The sequence below is a fragment of the Streptomyces sp. NPDC014889 genome (assembly GCF_043081205.1).
Lineage (GTDB): Bacteria > Actinomycetota > Actinomycetes > Streptomycetales > Streptomycetaceae > Streptomyces.
Genome location: NZ_JBIBWH010000009.1, coordinates 62,861 through 77,389 on the forward strand (window position 1 = coordinate 62,861; position 14,529 = coordinate 77,389).

The 14,529-nt window shown below is 72.9% G+C and carries 17 protein-coding genes; 7 read left to right on the plus strand and 10 right to left on the minus strand.

Translation table 11 applies throughout. The features are described from left to right. Positions 1 to 603 (plus strand): ClpP family protease, encoded by a 603-nt coding sequence (locus ACF09J_RS19180; RefSeq protein ID WP_392306617.1) that lies wholly within the window; start codon positions 1 to 3, stop codon positions 601 to 603. A gap of 66 nt (positions 604 to 669) precedes the next feature. Here the strand turns inward: ACF09J_RS19180 and ACF09J_RS19185 are convergent, their stop codons facing one another. Continuing rightward, complete coding sequence (locus ACF09J_RS19185; RefSeq protein WP_392306618.1) at positions 670 to 1,104, minus strand: helix-turn-helix domain-containing protein; 435 nt, start codon at positions 1,102 to 1,104, stop codon at positions 670 to 672. Between the two features lie 346 nt (positions 1,105 to 1,450). On the opposite strand from ACF09J_RS19185, the gene ACF09J_RS19190 reads away from it, so the two are divergent. Then, positions 1,451 to 2,335 carry an RNA polymerase sigma factor SigF gene (locus ACF09J_RS19190; RefSeq protein ID WP_392306902.1) on the plus strand — a complete coding sequence of 295 codons (885 nt, stop codon included), beginning with the start codon at positions 1,451 to 1,453 and terminating at the stop codon, positions 2,333 to 2,335. A gap of 143 nt (positions 2,336 to 2,478) precedes the next feature. On the opposite strand, the gene ACF09J_RS19195 is transcribed toward ACF09J_RS19190, so the two are convergent. Then, complete coding sequence (locus ACF09J_RS19195) at positions 2,479 to 2,934, minus strand: ATP-binding protein (RefSeq protein ID WP_392306619.1); 456 nt, start codon at positions 2,932 to 2,934, stop codon at positions 2,479 to 2,481. A gap of 260 nt (positions 2,935 to 3,194) precedes the next feature. On the opposite strand from ACF09J_RS19195, the gene ACF09J_RS19200 reads away from it, so the two are divergent. After that, complete coding sequence (locus ACF09J_RS19200) at positions 3,195 to 4,376, plus strand: streptophobe family protein (RefSeq protein ID WP_392306903.1); 1,182 nt, start codon at positions 3,195 to 3,197, stop codon at positions 4,374 to 4,376. On the opposite strand, the gene ACF09J_RS19205 is transcribed toward ACF09J_RS19200, so the two are convergent. After that, on the minus strand, positions 4,360 to 4,770 hold the full coding sequence (locus tag ACF09J_RS19205) for a hypothetical protein (RefSeq protein ID WP_392306620.1): 411 nt from the start codon (positions 4,768 to 4,770) through the stop codon (positions 4,360 to 4,362). The two genes, ACF09J_RS19200 and ACF09J_RS19205, sit on opposite strands and share 17 nt — an antisense overlap. Positions 4,771 to 5,072: 302 nt before the next feature. On the opposite strand from ACF09J_RS19205, the gene ACF09J_RS19210 reads away from it, so the two are divergent. Beyond that, the gene (locus ACF09J_RS19210; RefSeq protein WP_392306621.1) at positions 5,073 to 5,456 is read left to right on the plus strand and encodes a nuclear transport factor 2 family protein; all 384 of its coding nucleotides are present in this window, start codon (positions 5,073 to 5,075) and stop codon (positions 5,454 to 5,456) included. A gap of 81 nt (positions 5,457 to 5,537) precedes the next feature. On the opposite strand, the gene mgrA is transcribed toward ACF09J_RS19210, so the two are convergent. Next, on the minus strand, positions 5,538 to 6,530 hold the full coding sequence (gene mgrA / locus ACF09J_RS19215) for an L-glyceraldehyde 3-phosphate reductase (RefSeq protein WP_392306622.1): 993 nt from the start codon (positions 6,528 to 6,530) through the stop codon (positions 5,538 to 5,540). 129 nt (positions 6,531 to 6,659) lie between these two features. Here mgrA and ACF09J_RS19220 point away from each other — a divergent pair, with 129 nt between their 5' ends. Both ACF09J_RS19220 and ACF09J_RS19225 read left to right on the plus strand, forming a co-directional pair. Then, positions 6,660 to 7,553: a LysR substrate-binding domain-containing protein gene (locus ACF09J_RS19220; RefSeq protein ID WP_392306623.1), complete on the plus strand. Its 894-nt coding sequence runs from the start codon at positions 6,660 to 6,662 to the stop codon at positions 7,551 to 7,553. A 52-nt stretch (positions 7,554 to 7,605) separates the two neighbouring features. Continuing rightward, complete coding sequence (locus tag ACF09J_RS19225) at positions 7,606 to 8,121, plus strand: DinB family protein (protein WP_392306624.1); 516 nt, start codon at positions 7,606 to 7,608, stop codon at positions 8,119 to 8,121. On the opposite strand, the gene ACF09J_RS19230 is transcribed toward ACF09J_RS19225, so the two are convergent. The 4 genes from ACF09J_RS19230 to ACF09J_RS19245 form a co-directional block, all read right to left on the minus strand. Further along, on the minus strand, positions 8,103 to 9,173 hold the full coding sequence (locus ACF09J_RS19230) for an adenosine deaminase (RefSeq protein ID WP_392306625.1): 1,071 nt from the start codon (positions 9,171 to 9,173) through the stop codon (positions 8,103 to 8,105). The genes ACF09J_RS19225 and ACF09J_RS19230 overlap by 19 nt on opposite strands. Positions 9,174 to 9,230: 57 nt before the next feature. Next, on the minus strand, positions 9,231 to 9,629 hold the full coding sequence (locus ACF09J_RS19235; RefSeq protein ID WP_392306626.1) for a VOC family protein: 399 nt from the start codon (positions 9,627 to 9,629) through the stop codon (positions 9,231 to 9,233). Between the two features lie 100 nt (positions 9,630 to 9,729). After that, positions 9,730 to 10,665: a M48 family metalloprotease gene (locus ACF09J_RS19240; RefSeq protein WP_392306627.1), complete on the minus strand. Its 936-nt coding sequence runs from the start codon at positions 10,663 to 10,665 to the stop codon at positions 9,730 to 9,732. Further along, on the minus strand, positions 10,662 to 11,036 hold the full coding sequence (locus tag ACF09J_RS19245) for a BlaI/MecI/CopY family transcriptional regulator (RefSeq protein WP_392306628.1): 375 nt from the start codon (positions 11,034 to 11,036) through the stop codon (positions 10,662 to 10,664). Before ACF09J_RS19245 ends, ACF09J_RS19240 begins: the two co-directional genes overlap by 4 nt. Before the next feature lie 326 nt (positions 11,037 to 11,362). Between ACF09J_RS19245 and ACF09J_RS19250 the strand changes: the two genes are divergently transcribed. Then, entirely contained in the window at positions 11,363 to 12,070 is a 708-nt protein-coding gene (locus ACF09J_RS19250; RefSeq protein ID WP_392306629.1) for a dienelactone hydrolase family protein, read from the plus strand. 99 nt (positions 12,071 to 12,169) lie between these two features. Here ACF09J_RS19250 and ACF09J_RS19255 read toward each other — a convergent pair whose 3' ends face one another. Together ACF09J_RS19255 and ACF09J_RS19260 are read right to left on the minus strand one after the other, a co-directional pair. Then, positions 12,170 to 13,090: an oxidoreductase gene (locus ACF09J_RS19255; protein ID WP_392306630.1), complete on the minus strand. Its 921-nt coding sequence runs from the start codon at positions 13,088 to 13,090 to the stop codon at positions 12,170 to 12,172. Positions 13,091 to 13,145: 55 nt separating this feature from the next. Further along, positions 13,146 to 14,522 carry an RICIN domain-containing protein gene (locus tag ACF09J_RS19260; RefSeq protein WP_392306904.1) on the minus strand — a complete coding sequence of 459 codons (1,377 nt, stop codon included), beginning with the start codon at positions 14,520 to 14,522 and terminating at the stop codon, positions 13,146 to 13,148. Positions 14,523 to 14,529: the final 7 nt, after the last annotated feature.

Here is a 14,529-nt window from a genome sequence, read left to right on the forward strand (position 1 = left end):
ATGGGGTCGTACACGGTTCCGTACGTGGTCGAGCGCACCGCGCAGGGTGAGCGGTCCTACGACGTGTTCAGCAGGCTGCTGAACGAACGCATCGTCTTCCTCGGCACCGAGATCGACGACGGGGTCGCGGGCGTCGTCATCGCCCAGTTGCTCCACCTGGAGTCGGCGGCCCCGGACCAGGAGATCGCGATCTACCTCAACTCGCCCGGTGGATCGTTCACTTCGCTGATGGCCATCTACGACACGATGACGTTCGTGCAGGCGCCGATCTCCACGTTCTGCGTGGGGCAGGCGGCCTCGACGGCGGCGGTGCTGCTGGCGGGCGGCGACCCGGGGCGGCGGTTCGTGCTGGAGCACGCCCGCGTGCTGCTGGGGCAGCCGGCCAGCGGCGGCCGCCAGGGCACGGTCTCCGATCTGGCGCTCCAGGCCAGGGAGATGAGCCGGATCCGCTCCCAGGTCGAGGAGGTGCTGTCCCGGCACACCGGCCACGACGCGGCGACCCTGCGCGCGGACATGGACCGCGACAAGGTGTTCACCGCCGAGGAGGCGGTGGCGTACGGACTGGCCGACGAGGTGCTGAGCCGGCGCCTCGCGCGGATCTGACGCACCCGGGCCGGACCCTCGCGCGGTCCGGCCCGCGGCTCCGGGGCGCCGGCCCGGGTGCGGATGTCAGGCGGCCAGGCACAGTCCGTTGTGACGGGGGACGGACGTGCCGCGGCCGCGGCCGTGGACGGCGCCGCGCACCGCGGTGCGCGCCAGTTCGTCCTGGACGAGGGAGAGCAGGTCGCCGAGGCCGATGCCGAGCGCCTGCGCCGTGGCCGCGAGGATCTCCGAGGAGGCCTCCTTGCGGCCGCGTTCGACCTCCGACAGATACGGCATCGAGATCCGCGCCGCGTCGGCGACGTCCTGGAGCGTGCGCTCCTGCGCCAGCCGCTCACGGCGCAGGACGTCGCCGACGAGATCGCGCCAAAGGGGTTCTTTCGGCGCCGCCGCCGGGGTGCGGCCCTGGGCGGGACGTCCGGGTGCCGGGCGGGACGGCGCCGGGCGCGCGGCCGGCGGGCGCAGAGGGATGACGGGGACTCGGTTCGGCGCTCGTTCACTCATCACCTCAGCCTAGGAGTTACGGATCCGGGCGGAAGGGAGGGCGGTTGCGCCCTGGGTGAAGTCGCAGCCGGGTTCCCTCCCTCGCCGCCGGCTCTTCGCTCCGCGTACCGGCGAATTCACGCCGCCCCGGCACACGAAGGGCATGGCCACGGTCACTGCGGGTATCCGCAGCTCCAACGGCGCGGCAGGCAGGGAGCGGACCGCGACCCCCGGGTACGGCGGCGGGCATACATCCCGGCGCCCCGGGTACCCGGGGGTCGCACAGCCGCCCGGTGCCGGAGCGCCGGAGCAGAAGTACGCAGGCCGACGAGGCAGAGGGCGAACCGTGACTGACGTGGGAGAGGCGATGGACACCACCGTGATCCGGTCCGGGGCAGCGGTCGGGGAGACCCGGGAGGCCGTGACGGGTGGTGGGTCGCTGCCGGGGGTGGAGGACCCGCGGTCGGTCGCTCCGCGTGACGCGCGCGAGCTGTCCCGCCACTTCTTCCGGCGGCTGACCGAACTCGACGAGGGCACGCACGAATACCAGTACGCCCGCAACACGCTCATCGAGATGAACATGTCCCTGGTGCGGTTCGCGGCCGGGCGGTTCCGCAACCGCGGCGACGACATGGAGGACATCGTCCAGACCGGGATGATCGGCCTGATCAAGGCCATCGACCGGTTCGAGCTGGCGCGCGAGGTGGAGTTCACCTCCTTCGCCCTGCCCTACATCGTGGGCGAGATCAAGCGGTTCTTCCGCGACACCACCTGGGCGGTGCACGTGCCGCGGCGGCTCCAGGAGCTGCGGGTGGAACTGGCCCGGGCGCGCGAGGAACTGTCCAGCCGCCTGGACCGGGACCCGACGGTGGCCGAACTCGCCACGCTCATGAACATCTCCGAGGACCAGGTGGTGGAGGCCCAGATCGCCTCCAACGGCTACAACTCCGCGTCGCTGGACGCCGCCCTCACCGGTGAGGGGGCGGAGGACGGCGAGGCGGTGCTCGCCGACTTCATCGGCGTCGAGGAGGACGGGATCAGGCTGGTCGAGGACTTCCACGCCCTCGCGCCGCTGGTGGCCGGGCTCAGTGAACGCGACCGGCAGATCATCCATCTGCGGTTCGTGGAGGAGGCCACCCAGGCGGAGATCGGCGAACGGCTCGGCTGCTCGCAGATGCACGTCTCCCGGCTGATCAAACGGATCATCACCCAGCTCCGCCAGGGCATGCTCGGCGAACTGGGCTGCGCCTAGCACCTGTTGTGAAAGTCCCGTCGTCCGCCCGGAGGGCGGGCCTCGCGGCGTCAGGTGCGTGCTCTCGCCGTGCCGGACCCTGGCCCTAGCGCCTGTCGGCGCGCGCTCGCGCCGGCTTTGGCGATCGCTCCGTCGCGCGCTGGTCACTCGCTGCCGAGTTCGACCAGCGCGCGGACGCGCTTGCCCACCGGGACGCGTTCCACGGTCACCTCGAGCGCCAGTGCGTGCACGATCTCCAGGCCGTGCCGGCCCACGCGCCGCGGATCCCGGGGGAAGCGCCGGGGCAGTACGGCGCTGCTGTCGTACACGCACACGTCGACCGCGCTGTCCGTGCCCTCCAGCTCCAGGATGTACGGCCCGTCGCTGTGCCGGTCGGCGTTGGTGACCAGTTCACTGACCACCAGCAGGAGCGCGTCGCCGCAGCGGCGGCCGATCTCGGCGCACCACGCGGTCCTGAGCTGGTCCAGGAAGTGCGCGGCGAAGGACCGCGCCTCGGCGATGCAACCCGGTTCGCCGGTGAAGTGCGTCGCCCGCCGGAGCGGTTCCACAGGAACGTCGAAACCAGTCGTTATCACTGCCCCGTCCAGATGGTCGGTCATGGGTGTCTCTCTCGGAAGCCGGCCAGGCCGGACACTGCTGCACCTGTGCTGTTACCCCGAGCCGCGCCCGGCAGTCCCACCTGTCGGCGGATGCGGACAAACGCGGACGGACCGTCCGGCAGGCGCGGCGCCGGGGCCCTGCATAGCGTGGCGGTGTGAGCCCCGCGAGCCTTCCGGTCCCGCCGAGCCCGCCGGTCGCGCCGACCGCCCGCCATGGCTGGGCACAGGCCCTGGCCACAGTACTGGCCGCGGTGGTGGGCATGGGCGCGGTCGCCGCGCTCGGGCTGTGGGCTGCCGGTGCGGCGCGTCTTCCCGGCAACGCCTTCCCCCGGGTGGTCGCCGCGACCGTGGTGACGGCCGTCGGCGGCAGCGTGGAACTGTCCGGCGACGCGGGCGCCCTCGCCAGGACGCACGCGGGGATCACGGTGATGCCGCTGTCCGTCACGCTGGTGGGCACGCTCGTCGTCGCCGCGGGGTTCCTGCGGCCGCTGCGGCACCGCGCGGTGGCCGGGGCACGCGAACTGGCGGGCTGGGCCGCCCGGATCTCCGTCCTGTGGCTGCTCGCGCTGATCGGCCTCGCGCTCGCCGCCCGGCAGACCTTCGCCGTCGACCTCGGCAACGGGGTGCTCGGCGTCATCGGCGGCCTGTTCGGCGCCGCGCCGGAGGTCGGCTTCGCCGCACAGGTGCCCCTCACCGTGGTCTTCGGGCTGCTGTGGCTGGCGGGCGTACTGGTGCTGGCCCTGCTGGTGGCGCCGGGGGCGCCGTTGCCCGGGCGGCTGCTGCGCCGGCGGGAGGCGGTGCGTCCGGCGGCGTACGCCATGGTGGTTCTGCTGCTCGCGTGCGTGGCCGTGGGCCTGGTCGTCGCGCTGGTGACGGCGGGCACTCGGGGGCGCCCGGCGGAGCACCTCGCCGTGATCCTGCTCGGGCTGCCGAACGTGGTCTGGCCGGTGTTCACCATCGGCCTGGGAGCCACCTGGAACGGCCGGGTGGACGGCCCGTTCGGGCTGCCGATGCCGCGCCTGCTCGACGAGGTGCTGCGCACCCCGGACGTCTCCGCGCTCAACCTGGGCACGCTCGCCGAACACGACGGCCGGGTGTGGTGGCTGGTGGTCGTGGACGCGGTGCTGCTGCTGGGCGCCGCGTTCCTGATGGCGGCGCGTTCCCCGGCCGGGACGCCGACCTGGCGGCACGCCGTCCGCATGGCCGTCGCACTGCTGCTGACGGTCCTGACGGTCTGTGTCGTCGGCCGGATCTCCGCGCACTACGGTCTGTCGCTCCTCGGCATCGGAGACGTGGGCGGCGGCCTCTCCGGGGAACTGCTGCTGCGTCCCCGGTTCTGGGGCGCGCTGGGCCTCGCCGTCCTGTGGGGTCTGGTCACGGGCTTCCTGGGTGCTCTGGCGGCGCGCCGGTCACGTCACCGGGTGCTCAGGCCATCGGCATGACGAGCGCGGGCAGGGTCCGGTGCATGCGCAGGGCGTCCACCGACTCGGCGAGCAGTTCGTACTCCGTGGTCTCGTCGCCGGCGGCGATCCGCACCAGCCGTCCCTCGGTCAACTCGTCCGCCATGACCTCCTGTTGGGCCACGTCGGCGCACCAGGCGCGCAGGATGGCGGGAACGTCGGGCACGGAGTCGGGCACCGGGACCAGCGCGCCGGGCGGGACATGGGGGGTGTCGGGGCCGGGGTCGAGCCGCTCGGCGATCCAGGAGGCGCGGTCGCGCAGCCACCACAGGGCCAGGGCCAGGGTGGGCGCCCGGTAGGTGCCGAGCGGTACGCCGACGCGGCGGCCGTCGCACACTCCGTACGCGGTCACGTGGCACAGGAATTCGTCGTGCACTGCTCCTCCCCCGTGGCGTCGCCGCCCGGTCGGCCCGGCCCGTGCGGCTTTTATGCGGTGAAGTGCCCCTGAATTCGAGTATGTTCACTGCTGAACCACTGTCACCACGACTTTCCGGCCAGTCTCCCGGCATATTCCTCACGCCAGGTGGCCGAAACGCGACGGTCCGTGACCGGCGGGCATGACCCGCGCGGTAATCGACCCCGGCGGCACTCGCGCGGCAGGGTGGTCCCATCGGGTCGCCGAGCACCAGGACCCGGGCTCCCACCAGCGTTTACGACCTCGATGGAGGCTGATTCAGCATGTCCGCGCAGACCGACCGGTACACGATCGCCGTCACCCGCTACTTCGAGGCCTGGAACGCGCCGGACGCCCAGGCCCGGGCCAAGGCGGTGGCCGACGCCTGGACCCCCGGCGGCAGCTACACCGATCCCCTGGCCGAGGCCGGCGGCCATGACGAGATCACCGCCGTGATCACCGCCGCGCGCGAGCAGTTCCCCGGGTTCGCCTTCCGGCTCACCGGCACCGTCGACGGCCACCACGACACGGCCCGCTTCTCCTGGGAGCTGGTGAGCGAGTCGGACGGCTCCGCCCCGGTCGCCGGCTCCGACGTGATCACCCTGGACGACGGGGGCAGGATCCGAACAGTCCTCGGCTTCCTCGACCGGGTGCCCACGGCGGCATGAGGTCCGGCCCCGGCGGAGCGTCCTCCGCCGGGGCCGGTACGACCGCGCGTCCGGCCCGCACCGCGGGCCGGACGCGTCGTCCTAGGAGGCGACGACCGCGTCGATGCGGGCCAGTTCCTCCGTGTCGAAGTCCAGGGAACGTGTCGCGGCGACGCTGTCCTCCAGTTGCCGCGGGCTGCTCGCGCCGACCAGGGCCGAGGTGACCCGTCCGCCGCGCAGCACCCAGGCCAGCGCCATCTGCGCCAGGGACTGCCCGCGGGACTTGGCGATCTCGTCCAGCGCGCGCAGCTTGCCCACCAGTTCGCCGGTCACCGCGGCCGAGTCGAGGAAGGGGCTGTCGCTCGCCGCCCGGGAGCCCTCGGGGATGCCGTCCAGGTAACGGGCGGTGAGCAGGCCCTGCTCCAGCGGGGAGTAGGCGATGGAGCCGACCTGGAGCTCGTCCAGGGCGTCCAGGAGGCCCTCCTCCTCGGGGCGCCGGTCGAGCATCGAGTAGCGGGGCTGGTGGATCAGCAGCGGGGTGCCCAGTTCGCCCAGGATCCGGGCGGCCTCGCGGGTCTGCTCCGGTGAGTAGTTGGAGACGCCGACGTAGAGCGCCTTGCCCTGCTGGACCGCCGAGTGCAGGGCACCCATGGTCTCCTCCAGCGGGGTGTCCGGGTCGGGGCGGTGCGAGTAGAAGACGTCGACGTATTCCAGGCCCATGCGCTTCAGGCTCTGGTCCAGCGACGACAGCAGGTACTTCCGGGAGCCCCATTCGCCGTACGGGCCGGGCCACATCAGGTAGCCGGCCTTGGTGGAGATGACCAACTCGTCGCGGTACGGCCCGAAGTCCGCCCGGAGCGCGTCGCCGAGGGCGGACTCGGCGGAGCCGGGCGGCGGCCCGTAGTTGTTGGCCAGGTCGAAGTGGGTGACGCCGAGGTCGAAGGCGCGGCGCAGGATGGCGCGCTGGGTGTCGACCGGGCGGTCCGGGCCGAAGTTGTGCCACAGGCCGAGCGACAGCGCGGGAAGCTTCAGGCCACTGCGTCCGGTGCGCCGGTAGGGCATGTCCGCGTAGCGGTCGGGGTGGGCGGTGAACAACGCGACTCCATCGGGGTTGGCACGGTGGTGAACGGTTCCGGCGGAACCGGTGCCCCCACTCTCGCGCGCTCCGGGGGCAGTGGTCCAACAGGAGAATCCGATGGGATTCAACGACTACGCTGCTCAATCATGGAACTGCGTCATCTCCAGCACTTCGTCGCGGTCGCCGAGGACCGGCACTTCACCCGGGCGGCGGAGCGCCTGATGGTCTCCCAGTCGGGGCTCTCGGCGTCGATCCGCGCGCTGGAGCGCGAGTTGCAGACCTCCCTGTTCGTGCGCACCACGCGCCGGGTGACGCTCACGGAGGCCGGGCGCGCGCTGCTCGGCGAGGCACAGCGGATCCTGGCGCAGGTGCGGGCCGCGCACGAGGCGGTGGCGGCGGTGCAGGGCGTGCTGCGCGGCACGCTGTCGCTGGGCACCGAGCAGTGCATCGCGGGCGTACATGTGGCCGGGCTGCTCGCCGCGTTCCGGCGGCGGCATCCGGACGTGGAGATCCGGCTGCGGCAGACGGGGTCGGGCGCGCTGGCGGAGGAGGTCGCGGCCGGCCGGCTCGACCTGGCGTTCGCCTACCGGACCCGCGCGGACACCGACCAGTTGCGCTCGGTGTCCCTGGCCGGCGAGCCGATGACGGTCCTCTGCCACCCGGGGCACCGGCTCGCGTCCGCCGAGGCCGTCCTGACGCCGCGGGACCTGGACGGCGAGGTCTTCGTCGACTTCCACCCGGACTGGGGGCCGCGCCGGACCACCGACGCGGCCTTCGCCGCCGCGGGCGTACGGCGCACGGTGACCCTTGAGGTCAACGACGTGCACAGTCTGCTCGACCTGGTCGACGAGAACCTGGGCATCGCCGTCGTGCCCCGCCATTTCCGGCACAAGCGGCCTTCGCTCACCGCGCTGCCGCTCAAGGGCGCCACGGAGACGGAGTACGAGACCGTCGCCCTGCTGCCGCCGGAACAGGCCACCAGTCCGGCGGCCCGCGCCCTGATCACCGTCCTCGGGACGCAGGAGCCCGGCACCGCCTGACGCGGTCCGGGTTCCGGACGCGGGACGGTCGGCGATGCGCCAAGGTGGACTTATGCATGCGAAGGACATCCTCATCGACGGCTACGGCCGCATCCGGGAAGAGGTCCACGCCGTCGTCGACGGCCTGCCGGCCGAATGGCTCAACGCCCGTCCCGCCGCCGACGCCAACTCCGTCGCCTGGCTCGTCTGGCACCTGACGCGCGTACAGGACGACCACGTGGCCGACGCCTTCGGCCTCGACCAGGTGTGGCTCGCGCGGGACTGGCAGAAGCGCTTCGGACTGCACCTGAACCGCCACGACACCGGCTACGGGCACACCCCGGCGAAGGTCGCCGAGGTACGGGTCGACGACGGCGAGCTGCTGACCGGCTACTACGACGCCGTGCACGAGCAGACCCTGACCGCCCTGCGCCAACTGACCGCCAAGGACCTGGAACGCGTCGTCGACGAGAACTGGGATCCCCCGGTCACGCTGGGCACGCGCCTGGTCAGCGTCCTGTCCGACGATCTCCAGCACGCCGGACAGGCCGCCTACGTCAGGGGGCTGCTTCAGAGCGCGGACTCGTAGCCCGGCAGCACCACGTCCCGGATCAGGCTCACGCGCTCGTCGAAGGGGAGGAACGCGCTCTTGACGGCGTTGACCGTGACCGTGCGCAGGTCCTCGGCCGTCCAGCCCGCCTGCTCGACCAGCAGGGACATCTCGCGGGTCATCGTGGTGCCGGAGACCAGGCGGTTGTCGGTGTTGAGGGTGACCCGGAAGCCGAGGTCCTTCAGCTCGGTGATGGGGTGCTCGGCGATCGAGGTGGCGGCGCCGGTCTGGAGGTTGGAGGTCGGGCACATCTCCAGGGCGATCCGGCGGTCGCGCACCCAGCCGGCCAGCCGGCCCAGCTTGCCGTCGACGATGTCCTCGGTGATGCGCACGCCGTGCCCGATGCGCTGGGCGCCGCACACCTGGAGGGCCTGGTGGATGCTGGGCAGGCCGTGCGCCTCGCCGGCGTGGATGGTGAACGGCACGCTCTCGCGGCGCAGGTGCTCGAACGCCTCCAGGTGGTCGGCGGGCGGGAAGCCGTCCTCGGCGCCCGCGATGTCGAAGCCGACGACACCGGCGTCGCGGTGGGCGACGGCCAGGTCCGCGATCTCACGGGTCCGGTCGAACATCCGCATGCCGCACAGCAGCGTGCCGACCCGGACGGGCGTGCCCTGGGCGGCCGCCTTGGCCATGCCCGCCGCGAGGCCCTCCTGGACGGTCTCCACGACCTCGGTGAGGGTCAGCCCGCCGTTGACCATCAGTTCGGGGGCGTAGCGCACCTCGCCGTAGACGACGCCGTCCTCGGCCAGGTCGAGGACGTACTCCTCGGCGGTGCGCAGCAGGCCCTCGCGGGTCTGCATCACGGCGAGGGTGTGCTCGAAGGTGGCTATGTAGCGGACCAGGTCGCCGGAGTTGGCCGCGTCGTAGTACCAGGCGGCGAGTTCGGCGGGGTCCGTGGTGGGCAGGGTGTGGCCGACCGCGTCCGCGAGTTCGACGACGGTGGCGGGGCGCAGGCCGCCGTCGAGGTGGTCGTGCAGCACGGCCTTGGGGAGCCGGCGGAGGGTGTCGGTGTCGATGCGGGGCGCGGTCATGGGGCGTTTCCTAGGGCAGTCGAGCGTGGTGGTGTGCGCGGTGGTGGTGTGCGGTGGTCAGCCCGCGTCGGGGGCGGGCTGGAGCAGGTCCCAGCGGTTGCCGTACAGGTCCTCGAAGACGGCGACCCTGCCGTACGGCTCCTGACGCGGCTCTTCCAGGAAGGTGACGCCCGCCGCCCGCATCCGGGCGTGGTCGCGGGCGAAGTCGTCGGTGTGCAGGAAGAACCCGACGCGTCCGCCGGTCTGGTCGCCCACCCGGGCCCGCTGGAGCCCGGTCCCGGCGCGGGCGAGCAGCAGGGCGGTCCCGGTTCCGTCGCCCGGTTCGACGACGACCCAGCGCGAGCCGTCGGGGCGCGGGGCGTCCTCGGCGAGACGGAAGCCGAGCGCCCCGGTGTAGAAGCGGATCGCCTCGTCGTAGTCGTCGACGACAAGGGTGATCAGGGCGATGCGTCTCATCGGGGCCTTTCGGAACAGCGATCGGAGGGACGATCGTCGGGTGAGGTTATACGTAAAACCTCCATGGCGCCAGTCATCCCGGACACCGGTCGGCAAGGGGTCAGCGGTCGGTGTCGCCCTGGGCGACCTCGACCCGGTGGTGGACGTCGATCAGGCCGGTCGCCGAGGCGGCGAAGGAGACCGCGGCGCAGGCCACCAGCAGCGCGGCGATCCCGGCCGCGGCGCGGCGCGTGACGCGCGGGGCCGCCAGGAGCGCCTTGACGCGGTGCGGGACCGGTCCCGAGGTGGCCGCGGGCGCGAACTCGGGCCGTACGGAGCGGGCCTCGTGGCCGGCCAGGGCGGCGCGCGCGATGGCGCGGGCGGTCAGACGGCGGTCGCCGACGGCCGCGGCCGCCGCCTCGTCGGCGGCCCGCTCGGCGGCGAGGCGGATCGCCCCGCGGACCCGCCGCAGCGCGGGATGGCAGTGGGCGGCGAGCTCGGCGACGGCCAGGAAGTAGTGGTGGCCGCCCCGGTTGTGGGCCCGCTCGTGCGCGAACAGCGCCTCGCGCTCGGCCGCGTCGAGACTGCGGAGCATCGCGGTGGTGACGACGATGCGGTGCGGGCGGCCGGGCAGCGCGTACGCGTCGGGGTGCGGGGAGTCCACCACGCACAGGTCTCCGGCAGCGGGCCTGCGGCCGGCCTCCGTGTGCGCGCTGCGGAAGGCGCGGAACTCTCTCAGCGCCGCGCGCCCCAGCGTGCACGCGCACACGGCGAGCGCTCCGACGGAGATCGCGGCCGCCGGGACGACCACCAGGTCGGAGGGGGTGGACACCGGGTGCACGAGCTTGCCGAGCGCCGCGACCAGGGGCAGCTTGAGCAGTCCGGTGAGGACGAAGGCGCCGAGCGCCGCGAGGGAGCAGCCGGCGAGCACGACCGCGGAGCCGGTGATCATCCACAGCGCCGTGACGGGGGCGAGGCGGTCGAGCGCGCGCCGGGCCAGCGCGGGCGCGGCGAACGGCAGCAGCAGGGGGAGGAGCAGAAGCAGGGCGGCGGTCATCGCTCACCGGATTCGAGCAGGTCGCGCAGGACGCGCTCGTCGTCGGGGCTGAGCTGGGCGACGAAGCGGGCGAGAACCGTCTCGCGGTCGGTGTCGCGGTCGAGTTCGGAGTGCATGCGGCGGGCGGTCAGCCCGTGCGCGTCCTGGACGGGGTAGTAGGCGTATCCGCGCCCCTGGCGGCGGCGCTCGACGACGCCCTTGTCGTGCAGCCGGGTCAGGATGGTGGTGACCGTGGTGCGGGCCAGGCCGGTGCCGAGGCTGAGCTGGACCTCACCGGGGGTGCGGGGCGCGCCGGCGGCCCACAGGACGGCCATGACGCCCGCTTCGAGCTCACCGGCCGGCCTGCGCTCGTCCTTGTCGTCGTCGGTCATGGGTACTTCCTCACCCCGTTGTCGCCCACAGTCATAGGTCGTCTACATGATTGTAGTCAGTCCGGCGCCGTGCTCCGCTCGCGGCCGTGCCCGCCCGCCCATTATGGAAGGAGCCGCCGGGAACGACCGCGGGGAGCACACGCGCCCCGGTGCGCTCGGGCGGGGCCCGCTGCACGACCGGACCGCCGGCAGTAGCGTACGAAGGGGTGCGAACCGGACCGTGAACGGCGGGCGGCGGCACGGCGAACGCGGCAAGGATCCGCAAAGGCCCCTCCGCCACTGTCCGGCCGGGCGCCGATCCTCGATCCGGCAAGGAGTTGAGCGCCATGTCCGAGCGGCCGAGGCCCGCCGAGACGCCGGCTCGGCAGAACGTCACCTTCCCGAGCGCGGGGGCCACCGCGCACGGCTATCTCGCGCTGCCCCCTTCGGGAAGCGGTCCGGGCGTTCTCGTCATCCAGGAGTGGTGGGGGCTGACGGACCACATCGCCGACGTGGCCGACCGGCTCGCCGCCGAGGGTTTCGTCGCCCTGGCTCCCGACCTGTACGGCGGCAGCGTGGCGCACGACTCCGACGAGGCCCGGCGCATGGTGAAGGCCCTGCCGGTCCTGCGCGGTGTCGAACTGCTCTCCGGCGCCGTCGGCCACCTGCTGTCCCTGCCCGAGGTCACCTCCGGCACGATCGGCGCGGTCGGCTTCTGCATGGGCGGCGGGTTCGTGCTGTACCTGGCGGCCGTCGATCCGCGGGTGAGCGCGGCCGTGCCGTTCTACGGCGTCGTCCGCGGCGAACTGCCCGACTTCTCCGGGCTGCGCGCCCAGCTCCTCGGCCACTACGGGGAGCAGGACCGGAGCATCCCGCTGGAGCAGGTCGAGGAGCTGCGCGAGAGGATCCGGCGGCAGTCGGGCGTCACCGCGGACTTCCGCCTGTACCCGGCCGGCCACGCCTTCTTCAACGACCGCCGCCCCGGCCACGAGCCCGACTCGGCGGACCGGGCCTGGCAGAGCACCGTGGCTTTCCTGCACCGGCATCTGGGCTGACGGACTGACCCGGATCGGACACCGCGGCCGGGGCCGCGGCGCACGCGGGGTCGCTCACGCGGTCCCCGCGTGCGGCAGGCGTGCGGCAGGGGACGCCGCTCATTCGTTCCCGTCGTCGGCGCCGGTGTGCAGCGCGTCGAGGCGGTCCATCTCCTCGTCGGTGAGGCGCAGGGTGCCCGCGGCCACGTTCTCCACGAGGTGGTCGGGGTTGCCGGTGCCGGGGATGGCCAGCACGTGCGGGCCCTGCTGGAGGGTCCAGGCGATCCGCACCTGGGCGGGTGTCGCGTCGTGGGCGCGGGCGACGGCCGCGACCTCCTCGTCGTGGGCGCCGTCCGCCGCCCCCTGGGAGCCGCCCTCGCCGGCGATGGCGAAGAACGGGACGAAGGCGATGCCCTCCTCACCGCAGACCCGCAGCAGTTCGTCGGTGCCGGGGGCGTGGAGATCGAGCCCGAAGCGGTTCTGCACGCACACCACCGGCGCGATGGCGCGGGCCTCTTCGAGATGGCGCGGCTCCACGTCGGAGATGCCGAGGTGGCGGATCAGACCCTCCTCGCGCAGTTCGGCGAGCGCGCCGAAGTGCTCGGCGATGGAGTCCTGGCCCATCCGGCGCAGGTTGACCACGTCCAGGTGGTCGCGGCCGAGCTGACGCAGGTTCTCCTCGACATGGCCGCGCAGGTCGTCGGGGCGCGCGGAGGGGCCCCACTCCCCCGAGAAGTTCCGGAACGGACCGACCTTCGTGACGACGACCAGGTCGTCCGGGTACGGCGACAGGGCGCTGTTGATCAGTTCGTTGGCGGAGCGCCGGGCGGAGAAGTAGAAGGCCGCCGTGTCGATGTGGTTCACGCCGAGCTCGACCGCCCGGCGCAGGACGGCGATCGAGCGGTTCCGGTCGCTCGGGGTGCCGAGGTGGAAGGCGGCGCTGCCCGTCAGCCGCATCGCGCCGAGGCCGATGCGGTGGACGGGCAGGTCGCCGAGTTCCCAGGTGCCCGCGGCGTCCGCGGTGATCGTTTCGGAGGTCATCGGCGGAGTCTCGCACACCCTCGTGTCGCGATTGCGTGCGCCATAGGGCTGGATGTCACGGATATGTGTGGGTGTTCAGCGCGTTCACGGCGGCCGCGGGGTCGCCGAGGTCGTAGCGGTCCACGGCCAGGAAGTTGGGCTTCCTGCGTGCGGCGGGCTCGCAGAACCGCTGGGCGCGGTCGGCGAGTTTGCCGTTGTCGGTCTGTGCCGTGGCGGTGATCGTGCTGTCCCGGAAGTGGTTCATCACGAACAGCGGACGGAAGCCCGGTTCGGTGTGCGTCAGCGGGATGTTCAGGTCGGCGCCGTACCAGCGGCTGTAGCAGGACCAGTCGGACGCGCCGAGGCCCGGCCCCATCGACCAGTAGTTCTCGACCGTCCACTCGCGCTGGTACATCACGCCGAAGCCGTCCCGGGTCAGGCCCGCGGCCTCGTCGGCCGAGCGGCTGTGGTCGGTGAGGATCAGCAGCCGGTGGTTGTCCGCGATCAGGTCGGCCATCCTGGGCCAGCCGCTGTCGCGCACACCGGTCAGGTCGGGCCGGTAGAGCACATCGGACAGGCCGCGGACACGGGCGAGTTCGGCGCGCAGGACGCCCGGGTCGACGTAGTCCTCCAGGAACACGGTGACGAACTGGTCGGGGTGCGCCTCGAGGAAGTCCACCATGCGCTGGAGGTCCACCCACAGGGCGACCGGCCTGCTGACCAGTGTGCAGCTGTTGTGGCACAGGATCGCGCCGTCCGGGGTCTGATGGATGTCCAGCATGAACCCGCGTACGCCGTCGGCGAGTTGCTGGTCGATGCCACGGCTCTGGTTGGGGAAGAGGTTGACGAACGGCGGGGCGAAGCCGCCGTCGACCCCGTTGGCGTAGGCGTTGTGGGCGGTGAGGAACGTGACCTGGTCGAGGGTGCGCTGATACGCCGGCGGCATGGGCCGGGTGTCCGGTGTCACCGGGGTGAGGTACCAGCGGGCCAGGTCGCCCGCGGGTCCGAGGGCCAGCGGGGCGGGGTAGTTGGCACCGGACGGCCTGGCGCCGACGGTCAAGTAGCGGTCGGCCCCGGGCGACTTGAGCGTGTACTGGTCGTTCCCGGCCGGGGCGATCTCCCAGGCCGCCTCCGCGTCGGCGCAGGCGACGGTGCGCGCCTGGTCGCCCGAGCGGCCGAGGCAGGTGCCGGCCAGGTCGGCGCTCTCCAGGACGTACGACGGTCCGTTCGCCCTCAGGTTCCACTGCTGGTGGTCCTCGTCGCCCCTGGGGTTGTGCTGTTCCACGGCGCCGGTCCCGGCGGCCGCCGCGGCCAGGCCGGTCGTGACGCTCTGGACGTAGTACGCCCCGGCGGCCGGGGCCTGTGCCGTGGCGCTCGCGGGAGCGGATGCGGGGGATGCCACGACGGCGGCGAGCGCCGCGGTCGTGGCGAGCAGCGCGTGGGGGGTGCGCATGGCGGTG